We start from the raw sequence: 22,715 nt of genomic DNA on the forward strand, positions 1-22,715 counted from the left end.
GAATAATCTTGTTTTCCAGCGTTAAGGGGATAATTTATGCGGTGTATCACAAAAACTGCTACACTCCGCCCCTTCATGACATTGTGGTTTTTGTCATTCCCTCGTTTTTTATCCCCTCGAAAACTACACCGCATGCGGTCGGGGTGGGTGTGGAGTATGTATGTCTTTTGATTCTCTCGGATTAAACCCCGAAATTCTGCGTGCCGTTGCTGAGCAAGGCTACCAGGAACCCACCCCCATTCAGCAGCAGGCGATTCCTGCTGTACTGCAGGGCCGTGATCTGATGGCGAGCGCCCAAACCGGCACCGGTAAAACCGCAGGCTTTACCCTGCCGCTGCTGCAGACGCTGGTTTCCCGCGATCCGCATGTTAAAGGCCGTCGCCCGGTACGCGCACTGATCCTGACCCCAACCCGCGAGCTGGCGGCACAGATTGGTGAAAACGTTCGTGAATACAGCCGCTACCTGAACATCCGTTCGCTGGTGGTTTTCGGTGGTGTCAGTATTAACCCACAGATGATGAAACTGCGCAGCGGCGTCGATGTGTTGGTGGCAACGCCGGGCCGTTTGCTGGATCTGGAACATCAAAATGCGGTGAAACTCGATCAGGTTGAGATTCTGGTACTTGATGAAGCGGACCGCATGCTGGATATGGGCTTCATCCACGATATCCGTCGCGTGCTGACTAAGCTGCCGGCGAAGCGCCAGAACTTGCTGTTCTCCGCTACCTTCTCTGACGACATTAAGGCGCTGGCTGAAAAGCTGCTGACCAACCCGCTGGAAATCGAAGTTGCGCGTCGCAATACTGCTTCTGAGCAAGTGACGCAGCACGTCCATATGGTAGACAAAAAGCGCAAACGTGAACTTCTGTCGCAGATGATTGGCGAAGGCAACTGGCAGCAGGTGCTGGTTTTCACCCGTACCAAACACGGTGCTAACCATTTGGCAGAACAGCTGAATAAAGACGGTATCCGTAGCGCGGCCATTCACGGTAACAAATCGCAGGGCGCACGTACGCGCGCGCTGGCGGACTTCAAATCTGGCGATATTCGCGTGCTGGTGGCGACCGATATCGCTGCGCGTGGTCTGGACATCGAAGAGCTGCCGCACGTGGTGAACTTCGAACTGCCAAACGTGCCGGAAGACTACGTTCACCGCATTGGCCGTACCGGCCGTGCGGCGGCAACTGGCGAAGCGCTGTCGCTGGTTTGCGTTGATGAAATCAAACTGCTGCGCGACATTGAGCGTCTGCTGAAAAAAGAGATTCCGCGTATTGCGCTGCCGGGCTACGAGCCGGATCCGTCTATCAAGGCTGAGCCGATTCAAAACGGTCGCCAGCAGCGTGGCGGTGGTAACGGCGGTGGTCGTGGTCGCCAGGGCCAGAGCCAAAACCAGGGCGGCGGCCGTGGCCAGCAACAGCCGCGTCGTACCGACGGCGGAGCCCCGAAAGCGAAACCGCGCAGTGCGGAAGGGAAACCGGCTGGCGATAAGCCTCGTCCATCGCGTCGCCCACGTAAACCGGCGGCGGCACAGTAAATTGCGAGCCCGGCTTTAAGCCGGGCTTTCTTTTTTGCGGCATCGCCCAGAAGATGTCACAATAGTGGCTGTTTATACAGTATCTCAGGTTTTCTCATGGCTTTGACCGCTGCGCTGAAAGCGCAAATCGCCGCCTGGTACAAGGCGCTCCAGGAACAGATCCCCGACTTTATCCCCCGTGCACCGCAGCGGCAGATGATCGCTGACGTCGCGAAAACGCTGGCCGGAGAAGAAGGGAGACACCTGGCGATCGAAGCACCCACCGGCGTGGGGAAAACGCTGTCTTATCTGATTCCCGGTATCGCCATTGCCCGGGAAGAGCAAAAAACGCTGGTGGTGAGTACCGCCAACGTCGCCTTGCAGGATCAGATCTACAGTAAAGACCTGCCCCTGCTGCGCAAAATTATCCCCGATTTACGCTTTACCGCCGCCTTTGGGCGCGGCCGCTACGTCTGCACACGCAATTTGTCTGCGCTGGCCAGCACCGATCCCACACAGCAGGATCTGCTCGCCTTTCTGGAAGATGAGCTGACACCGAACAATCAGGAAGAGCAGAAGCGCTGCGCAAAGCTGAAGGGCGATCTGGATAGCTATAAATGGGACGGTCTGCGCGATCACACCGATGTGGCGATTGATGATGACCTGTGGCGGCGCCTGAGTACCGATAAGGCCAGCTGTCTTAATCGCAACTGCCACTACTACCGTGAATGCCCGTTCTTTGTCGCCCGCCGTGAGATCCAGGAAGCGGAAGTGGTAGTGGCTAACCATGCTTTGGTCATGGCGGCGATGGAGAGCGAAGCGGTGCTGCCGGAGCCGAAAAATCTGCTGCTGGTGCTTGATGAGGGACACCATCTGCCGGACGTCGCGCGCGATGCGCTGGAGATGAGCGCTGAAATCACCGCGCCGTGGTATCGCCTGCAGCTCGATCTGTTCGGCAAACTGGTGGCGACCTGCATGGAGCAGTTCCGCCCGAAAACCACGCCGCCGTTGGCGCTGCCGGAACGCCTCACCGCACACTGCGAAGAACTGTACGAATTGATTGCCTCACTGAACAACATTCTTAACCTGTATCTGCCGGCAACTCAGGAGGCAGAGCACCGTTTCCCAATGGGGGAACTGCCGGATGAGGTGATGGAAATCTGCCAGCGGCTGGCAAAACTGACCGAAATGCTGCGCGGATTAGCGGAGCTGTTTTTAAACGATCTGAGTGAGAAAACCGGCAGCCACGATATCGTCCGTTTGCATCGGGTGATTTTGCAGATGAACCGCGCGCTGGGGATGTTCGAATCACAAAGCAAGCTGTGGCGTCTGGCATCGCTGTCGCAGGCTTCTGGCGCGCCGGTGACCAAATGGGCCACCCGTGATATGCGCGACGGGCAGATGCATGTGTGGTTCCACTGCGTGGGGATCCGCGTCAGCGACCAGCTTGAACGCCTGCTGTGGCGCAGCGTACCGCATATCGTGGTGACTTCCGCGACGCTGCGTTCGCTCAATAGTTTCTCGCGTCTGCAGGAGATGAGCGGCTTAAAAGAAAAAGCGGGTGACCGTTTTGTGGCGCTGGATTCCCCATTTAATCACGTCGAACAGGGTAAAATTATCATCCCACAGATGAAGTATGAGCCGCTGATTGACCATGAAGAGCAGCATATTGCCGAGATGGCTGCCTATTTCCGCCAGCAGGTTGAGAGCAAGAAACACCATGGCATGTTGGTGCTGTTTGCCAGCGGACGTGCGATGAATCGTTTTCTTGAGCATGTCACCGATCTGCGTCTGATGCTGCTGGTTCAGGGGGATCAGCCGCGTTATCGGCTGGTGGAACTGCACCGTAAACGGGTAGAGAACGGCGAGTACAGCGTGCTGGTGGGGCTACAATCATTTGCTGAAGGGCTCGATCTTAAAGGCGATCTGCTCAGTCAGGTGCATATTCATAAAATTGCGTTCCCGCCTATCGACAGCCCGGTCGTGATTACCGAAGGGGAATGGCTGAAAAGCCTGAACCGCTATCCATTCGAGGTGCAAAGCTTGCCTAGCGCATCGTTTAACCTGATACAGCAGGTGGGGCGCTTAATTCGTAGCCACGGCTGCTGGGGTGAAGTGATCATCTACGATAAGCGGTTGTTGACCAAAAACTACGGTCAGCGTTTACTGAATGCGTTACCGGTCTTTCCCATTGAACGGCCGGATGTGCCGGAAGTGTCGGTTGTGAAGCAAAAGGCTAAAGCGCCGCGGCGTAAAAAACGCTAGCCTGGCCGAGCGTCGTATGAGCATTCAACAGGAGTCGCAAATGGATTACCGCAAAATCATTAAAGAGATCGGTCGAGGCAAGAATCACGCGCGCGATCTGGATAAAGAGACCGCACGCAGCTTATACACCCGCATGCTTGAGGGTGACGTACCGGATCTGGAAATGGGCGCCATTTTGCTCTCGATGCGCATTAAGGGCGAAGGCGAAGCGGAGATGCTCGGCTTTTACGAAGCCATGCAGCAGAAGACCATCCGTCTGACGCCGCCGGTGGGCAAACCGATGCCGATTGTGATTCCCAGCTACAACGGCGCGCGCAAACAAGCGAACCTGACTCCGCTGTTGGCGATGCTGTTGCATAAACTCGGATTCCCGGTGGTGGTACACGGCGTCAGCGAAGACCCAACGCGCGTACTGACGGAGACCATTTTTACTCTGATGGGTATCGAGCCCACTCTCCATGCCGGGCAGGCGCAGGCGAAGCTTGATGGCCATCAACCTGTCTATATTCCTGTCGGCGCCATCTGTCCACCGATAGAAAAACAGCTAGCTATGCGCTGGCAGCTGGGCGTGCGCAATAGCGCGCATTCGCTGGCGAAGCTGATAACGCCGTTTGCTGAAGACGCGGCGCTGCGCCTGTCGAGCGTTTCGCATCCGGAATATGTCACGAAAGTCGCCAAATTCTTTAGCGATATCGGCGGGCGAAGCCTGCTGATGCACGGTACGGAAGGGGAGGTTTACGCCAATCCCCAACGTTGCCCGCAGATTACCCTCATTGATCCGCAGGGGGCGCGGGTGGTCAATGAGCGACAAAGTGAGCAGCCGGAAGAGGCGGTCATGCTGCCGTCAGCCAAAGACGCCGAAACCACTGCTCGCTGGATTGAACGCTGCGTGGCCGGCGTGGAACCTGTGCCGCATTCATTGAAAATACAACTGGCCTGCTGCCTGCTGGCGGCGGGTGAAGTCAGCTCACTTGAAGAGGGCTTAGCGCGCGTCGCGCAGGCCTATTAATCCTCTTTGCCTTACTGGAGTTATCCGTGGCTCCAGAAGTGATCTCGCATCTCATTCGTAGATTTCAGGCAAAAAAAAGCCCGGCGTGGCAGCCGGGCAAAAAAGGGTATCAACAAGTTCAATGAGGGTTGGAGCACCCGCGAGCGGTCGACTCACGGGGTATAACACAGTTGGCAATTATTTGTAGATAACTGCGGTACCGCTAACTTTGTTGTTGGTGTTAGCAGAAGTGATGGCGTAGCCGGAAGCACCCGCTGCGGCAGCTTTCTGTGCCAGCTGAGCTTCCATACCGTCCAGAGTGCTTGCGCCATCTACGGACACAGTACCCATTTCATTCATTTTCTGAGCCTGAGCTTGTGTCACAGGTTGTGCAGCGAAAGCACCAAATGACAGGGCAGACAGGGCGATAGCAGCAACAGCATATTTAATGTTTTTCATGATTAATCTCTCGCAGGTTATTCCGTTCAGGGGACGATGTTCTGTCGATGTGATAAGTATCACGTTTTTCTTTGGCGGAATAAATCGAAGAGAATTGATGTCGATAATCAAAAAAATTGAATGATTATTAATTTATTGATTATTAATAAAATATTCACGACGTGAATGTGTTTGCGAAGGCCTGGACGGTTTTTGCGCTATCGAAGGCACAATTTGCCACTTTATTTGCCAAAAAGCGTGCTCGTAAAGATAATCGATTGCTCTGTATATTACGGTATAGATTCGTTATTGAAACTGTTTTTACCGCGTAGATTCCGCATTATATACTTAGTGGTGTTCTGTTAGTAAATTTTTGTCCCGTTGTTTTTTTCATCCACGGCGACTGGGCATGAGCCCGCGCCGCGCTTCGATTTAGTGGCCCATCTTCTTCATCTATTTTGAGTGATATTAGACGTTTTAGATCTCAGACCATTCCCGCAACAGGTTGTGGTACAGATTGAGCAGGGAGAGTGCTTCCGCGGATTCGCCGTACTGGCTTTTCAGCGACTGGATATTACCGTCGAGCTCAAACAGCATGGCGCGGCGCTTATCATCGCGAATCATCGACTGGATCCACATAAACGATGCCACGCGCACACCGCGGGTTACCGGCGTAACGCAGTGCAAGCTGCTTGACGGGTAGAGGACTAAATCGCCTGCGGGTAGCTTCACTGAATGTTGACCGTAGGTGTCGTTAATGGTCAGTTCGCCGCCGTCGTAGCTCTCGGGATCGCAGAGAAAGAGCGTGGCGGAAAGGTCGGTGCGCATCCAGCCGCTGTGCGGGTGCTGACGTACTGCGCCGTCAACGTGAAAACCATAGGTTTCCTGCTGCTGATAGCGATTGAACAGTGGGCTGGAGATGGTTTTGGGCAGCGCGGCAGCGAAGAACAGCGAATGACGATTGACCGCATCCAGCACTTTCGCCTGTAGCCGTGCATAGCGCTCGCTGCGGGTATCGACCTGCTGGTTGTTTTTCACCTGTGCTCCCTGTGCGCCGACGGTTGCCCGGCCGTCTACCCACTCCGCCTGATTCAGCTCATCAACAAGATAATGAACTTCCTGCTCACTCAGTACGCCGGGAATACGGTACATCATGGGGTATCTCCTGAAAAAGAAAGTGGGGCTTGCGCCCCACGGTATAGCTTAGAAGTGTACGTTAGTCGTTAACACGAAGGTTCTTGGCTCGCCTGGGTGGTAGCGATAGCCACTTTTGTTGATAGAGGCAACATAATTGGTATCAAACAGGTTGTAAACGTTCAGCTGGAGGTCAAGTGTGCTGTTGACGCGGTAGCCCAGCTTAGCGTCGGCTACCCAGTAGCTTTCGGTGGAAGATGGGGTGCCGACCGCGCCATCTGCACCGCGGTGCATGCTGCCAATGTAACGCGCGCCTGCGCCGACGGAGATAGCATCGGTGGCCTGGTACTGGCTCCACAGAGTAAAGGCGTGCTCAGGGGTGTATGGCAGAGAAGTGGTGCCGTCCTGCGCAATTTCCGCACCTTCACGCACGGAAGCGCGTTGCTGGGTAAAGCCACCAATCACTTGCCAGGCGGGCGTAATGTTACCAGCAACGGACAGCTCGTAGCCTTCTACGCGTTTAGTGCCGTACTGGGAGTATGTACCATCGTCGTTCGCTTCTACATCGTTCTCAATATCGGTACGGAAGATAGCAGCAGAGAGCAGCAGGCGTTTATCCAGCACTTCCCACTTGGTGCCCACTTCACTGGTTTTGGCTTTCTGTGGTTTGAAGTCGGTACGGTTAGCGCTGTTGCCGGTACCGCCCGCGGCCAGGGCGAAGTTGCTACCGCCAGGAGGCTGCTGCGAGATGCCGTAGTTGACGTACACGTTACCGTTTTGCGTCAGGTGATAGAGCGCACCGGCTTTCCAGTTAACCAAATTGCCGGACTTGGTAGCATCGACGGTATTGACCGGCGAGTTTTTCGCGACGCCAGCCGGGCAGGCGATAGCACCGCGCCCGGTACCGCCGCACAGCGAGGCGCTGTCATACTCGGTGTGATAGCTATCAAGACGGATGCCGCCGTTCAGCTCGAAATCCTGGGTAATTTGCAGCGTATCGAACGCGTAGATCCCAAAGGTATCGGTCTGTCCGTTGGAGTTTGCACCGCTACGCTGTAGGCCGCCCAGCGAAATATTGCTGTTCGGGTTGTAGAGATTGACCGGCGGTGCGGTGAACGGATAAACGCCGTAGTTGGTTTGTTGTTCGTGAGTCAATTCCACGCCGGTACTGATGTCGTGGCCGACGGAACCGGTATAGAACTTCGACGTCAGGTTGGTCTGGTTAGTCAGGATCTTGTTGCTGACATCTTTCGTGTTGATGTTGCGCGTCCAGGTCCAGGTGTTAACGTTGTTTGGATCGGGCATGCCGATGTTGCTGGCGCCACCCATCATCGCCGTCATCATATAATCTTGCTTGATCTGCGACCAGCGAGTGGTGTTGCGAATGGTGGTGGTGTCGTTGAAGTCATGCTCGAAACGCATCGTCGCCGTATCGGTGGTCGAGTCGTCGTAATCCGAGTTGGTGCCATAGAAGTTATGGGTATCAACTTTCCCGGAAGAGTTCAGCGCCGAGGTTTTGGCGTTAGGCGCGGAGTAGCCCGGTAGGCCCACGGTTGGTACGCCGCCATCTGGCGTATTGTTCTGCTTCACATGCAGGTAGTTGAGGTACAGGCGGTTTTGCGTACCCAGGCCAAAAGCGATAGATGGCGCAATGCCGTAGCGCTCATTTTTGACATTATCACGCCCGGCGTCATGGGTTTTCTCACCCATCAGGTTTAAACGTACGGCGGTGGTTTCACCAATTGCTTCATTAAGATCCAGCGTACCGCGGCGATACCATGCGCTGCCGATACTTGCTGAGGCATCTATACCAGAGTCCAGACGCGGCTGTTTGCTGATCATATTGATCGAGCCCGTTGGCGCGCTGCGGCCATAGTCCGAACCGGACGGCCCTTTAATCACTTCTACCTGTTCAGTATTAAACGTATCGCGGGTCACGCTGCCGATATCACGAATACCATCGACATAGATACTGTTAGAGGTATCCGCGCCACGCATGTAGATAGTATCACCAGTGGATGAGCTACCGTTTTCCCCGGCGAAGAATGCGCCCACGCCCGGCACGTTTTTCAACGCATCGGTCAGATTGGTCGCACCCTGATCTTTAATCACCTGCTCGGAAATGACGGTTACGGTACGGGTGGTATCCGCAATCGGACGGCTGAATTTCGGATCGGCGGATTTTGTCGGTGCGTACAGGGAAGGGGCCTGGGCTTCAACGACCAACGTATCGCCAGGGCTCTTCTCTTTTGCTTCGTCGGCCTGAGCGGCAGGCGTTAAGCCAAGACATAATCCGGTGAAAATGGTGAGAGAACTAAAGCTACTGAACGGGGTAGTGCGATTTTTTTCCATATCAATGAGCGTCTTATAATTTTTTAATTACGATGTAAAAAATGACAACCGGGAACGTCATGTCCCCTTTGCCACTGCAGGTTGCTTATTTTTATTAAATGAATTTGATAATGATTGTGAGAAGCATTATCAAAACGCGTAACTTTTTATCACTCATTGGGCTAAAAATAAATACATTGATTTACAGTTTCTTCATTTTGTATACATAAAGCTTACATAATTCAGGGGGTTTCCTGGCGTATTTGACCTCTATATCACGGTTAAAATGCGCCAGGAGGTCGGCTGGACGGGGTGTTTATGCCGACCAGAGGAAGGGTTATTCATAGAGCGTCGCTGAGCCAAACATTTTGTTCTTGCCGCTGGCTGCATCCACCACATAGGCCTTAGCACCTGCCTGATGGGCTTTTTTAGCCAGCTGTTGTTGTAAATCATCCAGATTTGCGGCCCCGCTGGCGGAGACGGTGCCGACGGGGCGGAATTGCCCAGTGGGTGCACCGGTTGGTATTGGGCTGGCGTGGGCCGAGAAAGGGAACGTCGCGAGGATCGTGGCGAGATAAAGCAGATGGCGTGTGTTCATGGCATCCCCTCCTGAAAGCAACAGGGAATACATTAAGTGTAGGTCGCTGGCAGGAAGGGAGGGGAAAATATCAGCCACCGTAGCGGCTGAAAGGATCAGTTCTGGCGGGCGTCCGGGCGAATCAAATCGAAGCGGTGACTTTCTTCGATGGTGTAGTAGGCTGAAGGCCCACCGGCTCGCAGTACCGGCTGTGCGCGTGCCGTCTGATAAATACCCTCTTCCAGCAGTGATTCGGCAATATGAATACCGACGACTTCGCCGAGAACGAGCCAGGTATCGACGGCGACGCCGTCAGCACCGGTCAGCTGAATGCATTGCGACAGCCGGCACTCGAAGTGCACCGGGCTCTCCGCCACGCGCGGCGCCTTCACCAGTTGAGCTGGTGCGGCGGTGAGCCCGGCACGAATAAATTCATTTTCGCCGTGCGGTAGGCTGGCCGAGCTTTCATTCATTGCCACCGCTAAATCACGCGTGGTGAGGTTCCAGACAAACTCTTTGGTATCGACGATATTTTGTACGCTGTCTTTCCAGCCGCTGCTGGCAAAACCGATGATCGGTGGGCGATAGTTGAAGCAGTTAAAAAAACTGTAGGGTGCCAGGTTAGGACGCCCCTTGGTATCAACAGAGGAAATCCAACCGATAGGCCGTGGCCCGACAATGGCGTTAAGCGGGTCATGCGGCAGACCGTGTCCCTGAGAAGGCTGATAGAAATACATAGCGCACCTGTCATTTAATCGCAGGAAACCAGACTCCCTTATTTACCGCACCGCCGTCAACGGGTATCTTACGCGGCATTACGACAGGAGAAAGTCATGACTACCCAAAAACCGGGGTTGCATCCGCGCAACCGTCATCATAATCGCTACGATCTGGCTGCGCTGTGCGAAGCCTGCCCGGCACTGAGCGATTTTATTACCCTCAACCCGGTTGGGGAGCAAACCATTAATTTCGCCGATCCGCTGGCGGTAAAAACGCTGAATAAAGCCCTGCTGGCTCATTTTTACGCGGTGAAAGAGTGGGATATCCCGGAAGGTTTTCTCTGCCCACCGGTGCCGGGGCGCGCTGACTATATCCACCATCTTGCCGATCTGCTCAGCGATGAGCGTGGCGAAGTGGTGAAGGGCGCCAGTATTCTGGATGTCGGCGTCGGCGCCAACTGCATTTACCCACTGATTGGTGCGCATGAATACGGCTGGCGTTTTACCGGCAGCGAAACGCATCCACAGGCGTTTGCCAGCGCGCAGGCGATTCTGAGTGCCAACCCTTCGCTTAACCGCATGATTCGTCTGCGTCGCCAGAAAGATATCACCGCGATGTTTAACGGCATTATTCATAAAAATGAGCAGTTCGATGCCACGCTGTGTAACCCACCGTTCCATGATTCTGCCGCCGCTGCGCGTGCGGGTGGTGAGCGTAAACGTCGTAACCTCGGACAGGATCGTGATGGCGCACTGAACTTCGGTGGCCAGCAGCAGGAGCTGTGGTGTGAAGGTGGAGAAGTGGCCTTCATCAAGCAGATGATTGCCGAGAGTAAAGAGTTTGGCCGTCAGGTGATGTGGTTCACCTCACTGGTATCCAAAGGCGAAAACCTGCCGCCGCTGTACCGTGCGTTAACCGACGTGGGGGCCGTGAAGGTCGTGAAAAAAGAGATGGCGCAGGGTCAGAAGCAAAGTCGCTTTATTGCATGGTCCTTCATGGATGACGATCAGCGTCGTCGTTTCCTGGCGCGTAAACGCTAAGAGAAAAGCGCCGTTTATCCCGGGAGGGATAAACGGCGTGCTATCAGGAGACGTGCTGCAGGAACTCTTGCAGACGCTGGCTTGGTGGGTTCTTCACCAGCTCTTGTGGGTTGCCATCTTCGGCAATACGCCCTTTATCAATGAAGATCAGGCGTGAAGCCACTTTCTCGGCAAAACCGATTTCGTGGGTTACGATCACCATCGTCATCCCTTCTTCTGCCAGATCCTGCATGACTTTCAGCACTTCATGACGCAGTTCCGGATCCAGCGCAGAGGTTGGTTCATCAAACAGCATCATTTTCGGTTTCACCGCCAGCGCACGGGCAATGGCCACGCGCTGCTGCTGACCACCGGAAAGCTCAGATGGGTAGTGGTGAGCACGTTCGGCCAGACCCACTTTGGCTAACAGTTCTTTGGCCAGCTTCTCGGCGTCGTCTTTGTTCAGACCACGTACGCGGGTTGGACCAAACATCACGTTTTCCAACGCGGTCAGGTGTGGGAACAGGTAGAACTGCTGGAACACCATACCGGCTTCCTGACGAATCAGGCGTTCATCGACCTTCGGATCGTTAACCTTCAGGCCATCAACGAACAGATCGCCGCTGGTGATCTCTTCGAGCTTGTTGATGCAGCGCAGCAGGGTTGATTTACCGGAACCGGATGGCCCGATAATCACCACCACTTCACCCTGTTTGACGTTCAGGTCGATGTTGTGCAGCACCTGGGTTTGCCCAAAGTGCTTAGAGACGTTTTTAAATTCAATCACAGGATTTTCATCCTTCTTTCAAGAATGCGGAGCACGATATTCAATACCTGAGTGATGATCAGGTAGATGACGCCAACGGCGGTCCAGATTTCCAGCGCGCGGAAGTTGCCAGCAATAATTTCCTGACCGCTACGGGTCAGTTCGGCGGCACCGATCACGATAAACAGAGACGTATCTTTGATACTAATAATCAGCTGGTTACCGAGTGCCGGCAGCATGCGACGCAGCGCCAGCGGCATAATCACATGACGGATGGTTTCGCGACGTGAAAGGCCTAGCGCCAGGCCCGCTTCACTGAAGCCTTTATGAATCGACAGTACCGAGCCGCGGGTAATTTCCGCGATGTACGCACCGGAGTTGATCATGATAGTGATCACCGCTGCGGTGAAGGTATCGATACGGATGTCCGGGAAGGCCATTGGCAGCGCAAAGTAGATGTACATTACCTGCACAACGATAGGCGTACCGCGGATCACTTCGATGAACACGAGTGCGACGTGGTTAGCTATCCAGCCACCGTAGGTACGGGCTAAGCCCGCCAACAGGCCGATAATAATACCGCCCGCCAACCCGAGGACCGAAATCCACAGAGTCATTTTGGCGCCGTCCAACAAAATTGGAATGGCTGGCCAGATGACGCTCCAGTCAAACTGCATAATAAGTATTCCTGTTACCGTGGTTTTTTCAAAAACAACAGGGGCGAAAGGTCGCCCCTGAACTAATCAGTCATTATTAAGAATAATTATTTTGGCTCAGTACCGAACCATTTTTTGTAAATTTCGTTGTAGGTGCCATTCTCACGCAGCGTTTTCAGCGCACCATTCACTTTCTCACGCAGATCATCGCTGCCTTTCGGGAACGCGATACCGTATTGCTGTGCTTCCAGTGATTCACCCACCGCTTTGAACTGACCGTTACCGGCGGTTTTGATGAAGTACAGAATGTTTGGCGTATCGTGCAGAACGGCGTCAGCGCGGTTGGTGCCTAACTCCATATATGCGTTGTCGATGTTCGGGAACTGACGCAGATCTTTGGTTTTGATATTCGCTTTCGCGTAGTCAACAGAACCGGTACCACTCTTCACCGCGACCACTTTACCGTCGAGATCTTTCACGCTCTTGATGTCGTTGTTGTTGGCTTTCACCATCACCAGCAGGCCGCTTTTGTAGTAACCGTCGGAGAAGTCGATTGCTTTTTTACGTTCGTCAGTAATTGTGATCCCAGCCAGCGCCAGATCGATATTTTTGGTCTGCAGTGCAGGAATGATGCCGCTGAAGTCCATTGGCTTCAGGGTATAGTTCAGCTTCAGCTCTTTGGCGATAGCGGCCCACAGATCCACATCGAAACCGACGTATTTGTCACCCTGTTTGAATTCAAACGGCACGAACGCGGTGTCCGTTGCCACAACCAGTTGTTTCTCAGCTGCTTGAGAAGAAACCGCAAAAGCCAGGGTGAGTGCAGCCAGTGAAACTTTAAACATTGACTTCATAGCATTTCCTTTTATATCCACGGGGCGATCCCCTGCGAGAACAATCGGCTTATGAAAAAATCGTGCCAACTTCACAATGCATTGTTTCTTAACAGATAATACTTTTATCAGTGCACGATTTCGGCAGGATAAATGTCCATATGCACCATATGGGGGCACCAAAGTGGTGCATGAAAAGTGCGTTGTTAAGTATGGTGTTTTTTAGCGCAAACGCAGGGGGGAAAACAATCTTTTATTAACGATTGTGTGAGGTGACTATTACAAGTTGTTTACTTTATCGGAGTTTAAAGCGCTGATGGTGCACTTTTTTAGTGCAATGCCCTCCCGCCACAGGGGGCTGGAGGGCATAAGTATGACTTATGGTTATTCAATATTCGCTTCGATAAACCACAGGAACTTATCTAAATCGCGGGAGGCGGCGGTAAAGATATCGGCGGTATCTTCGTCCTTCGCTTCACTAATGGCTTTACGTACATCATTAGCGACGATGGCGTAGCGCTCAGCCAGCGCTTTTAAGTGATCCTGTACGCTGGTGATATCCAGCGGATAGCTTTTTAGCGGGGTTTGCGCATTGATAACCTGTGTGGTACCTAGCGCAATACCGCCAAGCTGTACGGCACGTTCAGCCATAGTATCCAGATGATCGGTCAACGCAGTGCGGAAGCCGTCCAGCATCTCATGTACGGCGATAAAGTTTGCACCGCGCATGTTCCAGTGTGCCTGTTTGGTGATAAGCGACAGATCGATAAACTGAAGAACCTGACGATTGAGTAACGCAACGGTAGCCTGTTTTTCGCTTTCCGGAACATCGTTACGCGTATAGAGAAGTTGGGCGTTTTTAGTTTTGACCAGTTTTGCAGTACTCATAATCATATATCCTCTTGATCTGATACACCTATAAACGCCGGTGTATCTGCGTCCTCATGAATTAACGAAAACAAGTATAGCACCGCTATCAGCGGATATTTTTTGGTTATACCTATAGGTCTGATAGTGAACGCATTGCTGTGTATTAAAATCGTTAATAAACAATGCGTTGTGATTGATTTGTTATTTTGTGTCTATTTTATGACGAGAGTTGTTGATCTCTGATAAATAACCATGAAGTTGCTATTGGATATTATGCATAGTGGTACACACTATGCATAATAAATAGAATTATCCGATATCGACTTTTTCGATTTTTGTTTCCTGACGCATAGTCAACGTGGAACCCATTGATGCCAAAATAATGGCACCCAGGGCCATCGTTTGGCTAAAGGTGAGGGTTTCACCAAGGAATACCAGGCCAGATAGCGTCGCGATCGCGGGTTCCATACTCATTAATGTGCCAAATGTACGCGTGGGCAGGCGCGTTAACGCGATCATCTCAAGCGTATAGGGCAGGGCGGTAGAAAGAACGGCAATGGCCAATCCGATTGGCAGCAGCGACCAGTGCCACAGTGCTTCTGTGGCCTGGAATGCGCCGAGCGGAACAAACACGATAGCGGCAATCAGCGACCCCATCGCGACGGTTGCTGGCCCATGCTCCTCACCCGCACGGCGTCCAGCCAGAATATAGACTGCCCAACCGGCCCCGGCACCCAGCGCAAGCAGCGCACCGGTTAAATCAACATGTGCCACATCCTGGCCAAGCGGCAGCAGGAACCACAGCCCGGCAACCGCCAGGATCACCCAAATGAAATCGACCGGTCGGCGCGAGGAGAATAGCGCTACCGCCAGCGGCCCGGTAAATTCGAGTGCCACTGCAATACCTAATGGAATTCGCTGTAAAGAGAGATAGAACAGATAGTTCATTGCCCCAAGGGACAAACCGTAAAACAGTAGAGGAAGACGCTGCTCCTTCGCAAATCGCAGCCGCCACGGTTTAAAAATGATGACCAGAATCAGCGTACCCAGCGCCAGGCGTAGCGCGGTGACGCCCGGTGCGCCAATCAGAGGAAACAATGATTTGGCGAGAGAGGCGCCGCTTTGAATGGAGATCATCGAGATTAAGATGACGAGTATAGGTAACCATGACGGTAGCTTGCGAGACATGCCGGACATCTTATTCCTGTCAATTTTTGTCAAACGAAGTAAAACCGGCAGTGTAATTGAAATAGTGCGCAACGGTTGAGGATTTGTTGAAAAAAAAACGACCTGGAACGAGTAAACTTTGCTTAGTCGATGATTATTTCGTCTGTCAAATTAGGAATTGTCTGGAAAATGGCGCAATGTTTTTACCGTTATTGCGATAAGATTTAACGGAAAAAAGCGTTGTTAATGAAATGGATATCGCTAGATGGAAAAAAATTGTTACATCAAAGATGCCCTTAGACATCATCAGGACGAAAGAGTTTCTTAACAATTTTTGATATATTTAAAACTTACGGACTTATTAGAAGCACATTTGAGGTGGTTATGAAAAAAATTGCATGTCTTTCAGCACTGGCCGCAGTTCTGGCTGTTTCCGCAGGTACTGCCGTAGCTGCAACTTCCACCGTTACCGGTGGTTACGCTCAGAGTGATATGCAGGGCGTCGCTAACAAAGCTGGCGGCTTCAACCTGAAATATCGCTACGAAGCTGACAACAGCCCACTGGGCGTGATCAGCTCCTTCACTTACACCGAAAAAAGTGACACCCAGAACGGCGTGTACACTAAAGGCCAGTACTACGGTATCACTGCTGGTCCAGCTTACCGTCTGAACGACTGGGCAAGCATCTACGGTGTAATTGGTCTGGGCTACGGTAAAGCACAGGGCAACCAGTTCCCTGACAACAACAGCACCAGCGACTACGGCTTCTCCTACGGCGCTGGCCTGCAGTTCAACCCAATCGAAAACGTTGCTCTGGACTTCTCTTACGAGCAGTCTCGCATTCGTAGCGTTGACGTGGGTACCTGGATTGTTGGTGCAGGTTACCGCTTCTAATCACTTCGGTGATAATAAAAGGGGTCATTATGGCCCCTTTTTTAATGCCCTTTTTAAACCCATTCCTTTCCGAACTCAACACCCCGCGGCAATGTAGTCGCCGTTTGCGCTGATGGGGATCACCGTCAGGAACAGGACGGTGGCAAACAAAATCAGCATCACACCTCCCGCAATTTTCACCGCAGGTATCACCCAGTCTCCTCCTAACGCTCCGCCAAAGAAGGCAATTGTCCGTTCGCGTGCGTAGCGCACGGCAAGCGACAGTCCGAGAATCGACAGTGCGGTACCGAGCGCCATGGTCATCACCGCAGCAACTCCCCAGCTCACCATGCCGAGCGTATTGGCAAACATCAAAATCATGATGGCGCCGCTGCACGGCCGTGCGCCAATCGCCAGAACCACACCGAGACGGGTTTTCCAGTCGCCCTGAGCCGCTGCACCTACGCCATGATGCCCGCAGCCGCAGTGTTCGTCATGTGAGTGAAGCGGTTTTAGTGACGAAATAGATAGCCTGCGCGGACGCAGGCTCTTGAGCGCCTGATAAATCACGAAGACGCCGAATAAACCAATCATCACGGCGCTGATTTTCTCTACGTACCAGCGGCTGGTACTGAGATCGCCCGAAGCCAGGTTGAAACCCACGACCAGAATAAACACGAAAAGAATCGCGCTGATACCCTGCATTAGGCTGCCGACGAACGGTACCGCACGGGCAGCGAACAGGCTTTCTTTATTGGTGCTGAGGTAGGTCGTGACGATGAATTTGCCGTGCCCCGGTCCGATAGCGTGGAGCACACCATAGAAAAAGGCGCCGGTCAGCAGCCATAACCCACCGCTGTACTCATGATTATTCAGCTGCAGCAGATACATTACGAGATAGCGATGCAGGGTAATTTGCGTGGCGAGACACCATTGAATAAACGCGGCCCAGTGCGAGTGCAGCGTGAATGCCGCGGCAAGTAGCACCAGCGTGCTAAGCCCCGCGGTGGGAAGGCGCCAGTCGAAGGTGAGGCGGTGTACTGTCATCAGATGGCCTGCAATAGAAGGTCTTGAGGACAGTATAGTAATACAACGATTGCGTTATGCGCTATCCATTGACCTGAACCGACAGTCAACGGATAGCGGGAAAACGAACAGCGAAATTAGCTTTTGGGATCAAAGAGATCGGTCTTCAGCGTATCGTAATCCACTTTTTGTAACTGGAAGTTGGTGATGAAGACTTTGCCGGCTTTTTGCTTCGAGATAAAACGATACTTTGGCGTAATCTCTTTGGTCTGAATACCGGTCCACTGCGAGAAGAAGCTCAGAAAATCGTTGGCCGAGCGGCGCGCTTTGATCACGTTATGCGTTTTATCATCGCTTGAAAGCACCATAAAGGGCACCTGGAAGTTCTGCTGGTACTTATCATCATGCGCCAGATACTGCACCGCTTTACCGCGTTCTTTAAACGCCAGACCGTGGTCGGAGAAATAGACCAACGAGAAACTGTCGGTGTTGCTGCGCAGCTGCGTATAGAGCTGGCTTAGCAGGTTATCCGTTTGCGTCATGGTATAGAGATAGCAAGAGGTCTCTTTGGACTGCACAAACTGGGCATATTTGCCCTGCGTACGGTCACAGGCCTGTGGGTGCGAGCCCATCAGATGCAGGACAATCAGCTGCGGCTGGCTGCGTTGGGTTGACAGTACCTGAGCGGTCATCTTCAGCAGCGCTTCGTCGCGGGTATTTTTATCCGCTTCAAAATCACCGCTTTTCAGGAAGTGAACCTCATCGGCGCGTTTTGCAATGCTGGCAATCGCCGTGTCGTATTCACCGATCTGGCCCTGATTTGAGAACCACCAGGTCTGGAAACCCGCGCGGTTGGCCAGGGTGACAAAGTTATCCTGGTACTGCGGCTTGCCGTCGACCACACGGTTGAGCGTTAAGCCTAATGATTTCTGCGTTGAGCCGCTGGCGGCGACGTAGTCAGTGAACAGATTACCGTTAACCGAGCTGGCAAACGGTGTGTTGTCCCAATGCCCGCCAAACGCACCCAGGGCATCACGGCGCGCGCTCTCCCCAATCACCACCACGTAGGTGTGATATTTAGGCTTCACCGCAACGACGTTCCAGGTGTCTTTAACCCCGGAAAGCTCGGCCATGCGCTTTTGCTCATCAAGCACTTCGTTATTGTTGACGATAATATCTTTCACAAAGCGAAAGGCCGGATAGCCGCTGTCTTTAAGCTTAAACACGCCCCCGTAGAGCTGGTTTTGAATCGGCTGGACAAAAAAGACGCCGATACTGAACAACAGGCACAGGGTATTCATCAGCGTCCAGCGCGTTTTGGCAGCCGGTTTGCGTCGAACGGCAATCACCCCGAGCACAAAGATGAAGATCCCCACCAGGTAGCTGTACCACGGGAAAATAGTGAAGATTTCCGTCGATTCTTCCATGTTGGTAGAGTGCAGCGCCAACAGGGTATTGAAGTTAGGTGCGCCGTAGGCCGTGCTGAAGGGGAAATACAGCGCGGCAACGAGTGAATAAACCCCCAGAATCACCTTTTGTACTTTAGGCAGCGTACGCCACAGCAGATGGAGCACGCAGGTAAACGCTACCGCATACAGCAGGCTAAATGGATAGCCTAGCGCCAGGTTTATCAGAATGGATTGTAAAAAATAAAATCCTGTCCACGGGCTAACGGCAAGCCCACGTGCGGCAAGGGTGTCTTTCAGGGTTAGATTCATAGATCGCAACTATAAAAACGCCATGTGCGTCCCCTGGCGTCAAGGGTTCTTTATTGACCAGACCATGCGTGAAGAGGGGGATGCAAAGTACAGGGCTGCAAGAAGATAAAGCGAGCTTATTACGCGGTCAACTGCTGATAACGAAATGTTTTGGGATGGCGATTACAAAACCAGAAAATAAGCGGGGATTTTGGGCCAAACGGGTAGCTTGTCAGACGATTGTGACAGGATGATGAAGCGGCGTCGCGGCGCCGCTTAGCGGGACGGAGTGTCTTTCTGTGGTTTGCCGTTGATCAGATCGCACAGCATACCGATTAACATCAAGCGTACTTTAAAAGGAGAGTGGCTAAACACGCTGATACACCTCTTGAATTCGTTCATGGTTCCTCCTCCATTCAGCTCCTCAATCCTTGATGAGCGTTCGTATTACATACAGATATAGCACAGGCTATATTTTATAGCTATGGCTAAAACGTTAAATTTTTGTGCTTGGGTCACAATCCATTACAATGGGCTCACTTGATATGGCGCGTTCAGGCGTCACACTTGATGAGGAAGTGCTATGGGACGTCGCGCAGGTACGCCAACAACAAAAAAAGTGACGCAGCTAGTTAATGTCGAAGAACACGTTGAAGGCTTTCGTCAGGTCCGCGAAGCGCACCGCCGGGAGCTAATTGATGATTACGTCGAGCTGATTTCCGATTTGATCAACGAAGTGGGTGAAGCGCGGCAGGTGGATATGGCGGCGCGGCTGGGCGTCTCACAGCCGACCGTCGCCAAAATGCTCAAACGTCTGGCGGGCGTTGGGCTGATTGAACAGATCCCGTGGCGCGGGGTATTTTTGACACCGGAGGGCGAAAAGCTGGCACAGGAGAGCCGCGAACGCCACCAGGTGGTGGAAAACTTCCTGCTGGTACTCGGCGTCAGCGCCGACACGGCCCGCCGCGATGCGGAAGGCATTGAACATCATGTCAGCGAAGAGACGCTGGACATGTTCCGTCAGTTTACCCAAAAGCATGGGCAATAGGCTGAATGAATCTCCCTTTTATACGATCGCTGATGGGCGATCGTTTTTTACATCTGCTGATTCTCATCGGCGTGGTACTGAGTTTCTTCGTACCCTTTCAACCTTCCAGCTGGCCCGCAGCGGTTGACTGGCACACCATTATTACCTTAAGTGGCCTGATGCTGCTGACCAAAGGCGTTGAGCAGAGCGGCTATTTTGATGTTCTGGGGCGTAAAATGGCGCGCCGTTTTGTTACCGAACGCCAGCTGGCGCTGTTTATGGTGCTGGCTGCGGCATTACTATCAACGTTCCTCACCAACGACGTGGCGCTGTTTATTGTTGTGCCGCTGACGCTCACCTTGAAGAAATGGTGCGCGCTGCCGATTAATCGGCTGATCATCTTTGAAGCGCTGGCGGTCAATGCCGGTTCATTACTCACGCCTATCGGCAACCCGCAAAACATCATGCTGTGGGGGCGTTCCGGTCTCTCTTTCCCGGCTTTTACGCTGCAAATGTTGCCGCTGGCACTCGCGATGATGGTGACGCTGCTGGTGCTGTGCTGGTTTTGTTTCCCGGCGAAAAAGCTTGCGTTTCAGAGCAGCGATCGCACACCGGGATGGCAGCCGCTGCTGGTGTGGAGCTGTCTGGCGTTTTACCTGATTTTCCTTGCGGCGCTGGAGATAAAGCAGGAGCTGTGGGGGCTGATTATCGTTGCCGTGGGCTTCCTGCTGCTGGCGCGTCGCGTGGTATTTAGCGTTGACTGGACGCTGCTGCTGGTGTTTATGGCGATGTTTGTTGATGTGCATCTGCTGACCCAGCTCCCGGCGCTCAATCACGCACTCAGCGGCGTGAGCACGCTGACCGACGGTCAGCTGTGGCTGACGGCGATTGGCCTGTCGCAGGTGATAAGCAACGTGCCATCGACCATTTTGCTACTGAACTACGTGCCTCCGTCGCTGCTGATGGCTTGGGCGGTAAACGTCGGTGGATTTGGTCTGTTGCCGGGATCGCTTGCTAATCTGATTGCCCTACGCATGGCGGCGGACAGGCGTATCTGGTGGCGCTTCCATCTGTACTCGATCCCGATGCTGCTGTGGGCCGCAGCGACGGGATATGGGATTTTGCTTCTCCTTCGCTGATCGCAACCGGGCGAACGCCTTTCGCCCGGTAAATTCTCTTTGATCTCACAAAAATCGATCCTCATGGTTGCGGATTATTTTGGCTTTCGGCTATATGACTAGTCATTAACTTTAAATGACTAGTCATATAGGAGCCAGCCATGAAATCATCACTGCCCGCCAACTTCCTGTGGGGTAATTCTGTGTCCAGTATGCAGACCGAAGGTGCCTGGAATGAGGGCGGAAAAGGGATGTCGGTGTACGATATTCGCGAGCCGAAAGAATTTGCCTCTGACTGGAAGGTGGCGACGGATTCCTACCACCGCTTCGAAGAAGATTTTGATTTAATGAAAGATCTAGGCATGAACTGCTACCGTTTCCAGATTGCCTGGAGCCGCGTCTGCCCAACAGGTGACGGTGAGTTCAATGAGGAGGGGATCGCCTTTTACGAGCGCTTTATCACGGGACTGCTTGAGCGCGGTATTGAGCCGATGATCTGCCTCTACCACTTCGACATGCCGCTGGCACTGGCGGAAAAATACAACGGTTTTACCGATCGCCGCGTGATGGAAGCCTTTATCCGCTACGGCAAGAAAATGATCGATTGCTTCGGCGACCGCGTCACGTGGTGGCTGACCTTTAACGAGCAAAACCTGTTCCATATGCCGGAAGCCTTCCTGATTTCCGGCTATATGCGCGGCGATAAAACCCTGCGCGAGATGTACCAGATTCAGCATCACGTGATGATGGCGCATGCGCATCTGACGAATTACCTGCACCAGACTAAACCGGGCAAACTGATGGGCGGCATGTTGGCACACGCTCAGGTTTATCCGGCAACCTGCAAACCGCGCGATGTCTTCTGCGCCCAGCAACTGGATGAATTCTTCAACCAGAACCTGCTGCGCGCCTTTGCCGGTGAAGGATACAGCCCGGAAGTGATGCACTTTGTCGAGAGGGCGGGTCTACGCGATATTTATCCTGAAGACGATCTGGCGGTGCTGGCGACCATGAAGAATGACTACATGGCGTTTAGCTACTATGCCAGCCGCACGCTGGATAGCGACCCCATCCCTAAAGATACGCCGGTCAATAACTACATGTTGTTTGGCGACAAGCCGAATCCACATCTGAAAGCCACCGAGTGGAACTGGCAGATAGACCCACTGGGTTTCCGCAGTATCATTACTCGTTACTACAATGACTGGCGTCTGCCGGTATTCCCCATTGAAAATGGCATTGGGGTGATTGAGTCGTGGGACGGTGAGAACCAGATTGCTGACGACTACCGCATTGCCTATCATCGCGACCATATCAACGCCATGAAAGAGGCGATTTTTGAAGACGGCGCGCAGGTTATCGGCTATCTCGGCTGGGGGCTGATTGATATCCTGAGCTCACAGGGCGATATGCGTAAACGCTACGGCGTGGTGTACGTCAACCGTGAAAACCACGATTTAAAAGATTTGCGCCGCGTACCGAAGAAAAGCTACGCATGGCTGAAAAAGGCCATTCACAGCAACGGCGAAGAGATGTAACCACAGGAAAATAGAGGCGGGTGATGGCAGCGAAGTACATCGCGATAGCGCGGGAAATTAAAAAGCGGATTATCAGTCGGCAGTATCCCGCTTCCGACCCTCTGCCGGACCAGTTTGCGCTGGCGGCGGAATTTGGCACCAGTCGCATGACCTGTCTCT

Annotated in this window: 22 protein-coding genes; 9 read left to right on the top strand and 13 right to left on the bottom strand. The window is 53.0% G+C overall.

The window, feature by feature from the left end:
• The first annotated feature begins 160 nt into the window (after positions 1-160).
• The 3 genes from rhlE (at position 161) to ybiB (ending at position 4,787) form a co-directional block, all read left to right on the top strand.
• Positions 161-1,534: an ATP-dependent RNA helicase RhlE gene (gene rhlE, locus KP80_RS16535; RefSeq protein ID WP_052284739.1), complete on the top strand. Its 1,374-nt coding sequence runs from the start codon at positions 161-163 to the stop codon at positions 1,532-1,534.
• Between the two features lie 96 nt (positions 1,535-1,630).
• Positions 1,631-3,778, top strand: coding sequence for an ATP-dependent DNA helicase DinG (dinG, locus tag KP80_RS16540; protein ID WP_052284740.1), 2,148 nt, complete (start codon positions 1,631-1,633; stop codon positions 3,776-3,778).
• 40 nt (positions 3,779-3,818) lie between these two features.
• Positions 3,819-4,787 (top strand): DNA-binding protein YbiB, encoded by a 969-nt coding sequence (gene ybiB, locus KP80_RS16545; RefSeq protein WP_052284741.1) that lies wholly within the window; start codon positions 3,819-3,821, stop codon positions 4,785-4,787.
• Positions 4,788-4,964: 177 nt separating this feature from the next.
• Here ybiB and ybiJ read toward each other — a convergent pair whose 3' ends face one another.
• From ybiJ to KP80_RS16570, 5 genes are all read right to left on the bottom strand, one after another.
• On the bottom strand, positions 4,965-5,225 hold the full coding sequence (ybiJ, locus tag KP80_RS16550) for a DUF1471 family protein YbiJ (RefSeq protein WP_052284742.1): 261 nt from the start codon (positions 5,223-5,225) through the stop codon (positions 4,965-4,967).
• 456 nt (positions 5,226-5,681) lie between these two features.
• Positions 5,682-6,359, bottom strand: coding sequence for a PKHD-type hydroxylase YbiX (gene ybiX / locus KP80_RS16555; protein WP_052284743.1), 678 nt, complete (start codon positions 6,357-6,359; stop codon positions 5,682-5,684).
• 48 nt (positions 6,360-6,407) lie between these two features.
• Positions 6,408-8,690 carry a catecholate siderophore receptor Fiu gene (locus KP80_RS16560; protein ID WP_052284744.1) on the bottom strand — a complete coding sequence of 761 codons (2,283 nt, stop codon included), beginning with the start codon at positions 8,688-8,690 and terminating at the stop codon, positions 6,408-6,410.
• 316 nt (positions 8,691-9,006) lie between these two features.
• A complete protein-coding gene (locus KP80_RS16565) occupies positions 9,007-9,267 on the bottom strand; it encodes a DUF1471 domain-containing protein (RefSeq protein ID WP_052284745.1) in 261 nt (86 codons plus the stop codon).
• 95 nt (positions 9,268-9,362) lie between these two features.
• Positions 9,363-9,983: a flavin reductase family protein gene (locus KP80_RS16570; protein WP_052284746.1), complete on the bottom strand. Its 621-nt coding sequence runs from the start codon at positions 9,981-9,983 to the stop codon at positions 9,363-9,365.
• Positions 9,984-10,079: 96 nt separating this feature from the next.
• Between KP80_RS16570 and rlmF the strand changes: the two genes are divergently transcribed.
• Complete coding sequence (gene rlmF / locus KP80_RS16575) at positions 10,080-11,006, top strand: 23S rRNA (adenine(1618)-N(6))-methyltransferase RlmF (RefSeq protein WP_052284747.1); 927 nt, start codon at positions 10,080-10,082, stop codon at positions 11,004-11,006.
• A gap of 43 nt (positions 11,007-11,049) precedes the next feature.
• Here the strand turns inward: rlmF and glnQ are convergent, their stop codons facing one another.
• From glnQ to rhtA, 5 genes are all read right to left on the bottom strand, one after another.
• The gene (gene glnQ / locus KP80_RS16580) at positions 11,050-11,772 is read right to left on the bottom strand and encodes a glutamine ABC transporter ATP-binding protein GlnQ (protein WP_052284748.1); all 723 of its coding nucleotides are present in this window, start codon (positions 11,770-11,772) and stop codon (positions 11,050-11,052) included.
• A complete protein-coding gene (gene glnP / locus KP80_RS16585) occupies positions 11,769-12,428 on the bottom strand; it encodes a glutamine ABC transporter permease GlnP (protein WP_052284749.1) in 660 nt (219 codons plus the stop codon). The genes glnQ and glnP overlap by 4 nt, the downstream gene beginning before the upstream one ends.
• A gap of 86 nt (positions 12,429-12,514) precedes the next feature.
• Entirely contained in the window at positions 12,515-13,261 is a 747-nt protein-coding gene (glnH, locus tag KP80_RS16590; RefSeq protein ID WP_052284750.1) for a glutamine ABC transporter substrate-binding protein GlnH, read from the bottom strand.
• Between the two features lie 363 nt (positions 13,262-13,624).
• Positions 13,625-14,128 carry a DNA starvation/stationary phase protection protein Dps gene (gene dps, locus KP80_RS16595; protein ID WP_052284751.1) on the bottom strand — a complete coding sequence of 168 codons (504 nt, stop codon included), beginning with the start codon at positions 14,126-14,128 and terminating at the stop codon, positions 13,625-13,627.
• Between the two features lie 291 nt (positions 14,129-14,419).
• Positions 14,420-15,307 (bottom strand): threonine/homoserine exporter RhtA, encoded by an 888-nt coding sequence (gene rhtA, locus KP80_RS16600; protein WP_052284752.1) that lies wholly within the window; start codon positions 15,305-15,307, stop codon positions 14,420-14,422.
• A gap of 354 nt (positions 15,308-15,661) precedes the next feature.
• Between rhtA and ompX the strand changes: the two genes are divergently transcribed.
• Positions 15,662-16,171 (top strand): outer membrane protein OmpX, encoded by a 510-nt coding sequence (gene ompX, locus KP80_RS16605; RefSeq protein WP_052284753.1) that lies wholly within the window; start codon positions 15,662-15,664, stop codon positions 16,169-16,171.
• A gap of 75 nt (positions 16,172-16,246) precedes the next feature.
• Here the strand turns inward: ompX and KP80_RS16610 are convergent, their stop codons facing one another.
• The 3 genes from KP80_RS16610 to mntS all read right to left on the bottom strand — a co-directional run bounded on the left by KP80_RS16610 (position 16,247) and on the right by mntS (position 19,275).
• Positions 16,247-17,197: a nickel/cobalt transporter gene (locus KP80_RS16610; RefSeq protein ID WP_052284754.1), complete on the bottom strand. Its 951-nt coding sequence runs from the start codon at positions 17,195-17,197 to the stop codon at positions 16,247-16,249.
• Positions 17,198-17,313: 116 nt separating this feature from the next.
• A complete protein-coding gene (locus KP80_RS16615; protein WP_052284755.1) occupies positions 17,314-18,894 on the bottom strand; it encodes a phosphoethanolamine transferase in 1,581 nt (526 codons plus the stop codon).
• A gap of 255 nt (positions 18,895-19,149) precedes the next feature.
• A complete protein-coding gene (mntS, locus tag KP80_RS16620; RefSeq protein ID WP_052284756.1) occupies positions 19,150-19,275 on the bottom strand; it encodes a manganase accumulation protein MntS in 126 nt (41 codons plus the stop codon).
• 181 nt (positions 19,276-19,456) lie between these two features.
• Here mntS and mntR point away from each other — a divergent pair, with 181 nt between their 5' ends.
• The 4 genes from mntR to KP80_RS16640 form a co-directional block, all read left to right on the top strand.
• Complete coding sequence (gene mntR / locus KP80_RS16625) at positions 19,457-19,921, top strand: manganese-binding transcriptional regulator MntR (RefSeq protein WP_052284757.1); 465 nt, start codon at positions 19,457-19,459, stop codon at positions 19,919-19,921.
• Positions 19,922-19,926: 5 nt separating this feature from the next.
• Complete coding sequence (locus tag KP80_RS16630) at positions 19,927-21,039, top strand: anion transporter (RefSeq protein WP_052284758.1); 1,113 nt, start codon at positions 19,927-19,929, stop codon at positions 21,037-21,039.
• A 140-nt stretch (positions 21,040-21,179) separates the two neighbouring features.
• Positions 21,180-22,556, top strand: a complete 1,377-nt coding sequence (locus KP80_RS16635; RefSeq protein ID WP_052284759.1) for a glycoside hydrolase family 1 protein — start codon at positions 21,180-21,182, stop codon at positions 22,554-22,556.
• Between the two features lie 23 nt (positions 22,557-22,579).
• Positions 22,580-22,715: GntR family transcriptional regulator (locus tag KP80_RS16640; RefSeq protein ID WP_156315680.1), on the top strand; the 136-nt coding region annotated here is incomplete at its 3' end.

The organism is Kluyvera genomosp. 1 (genome assembly GCF_001266615.1).
Taxonomy (GTDB): domain Bacteria; phylum Pseudomonadota; class Gammaproteobacteria; order Enterobacterales; family Enterobacteriaceae; genus Kluyvera; species Kluyvera cryocrescens_A.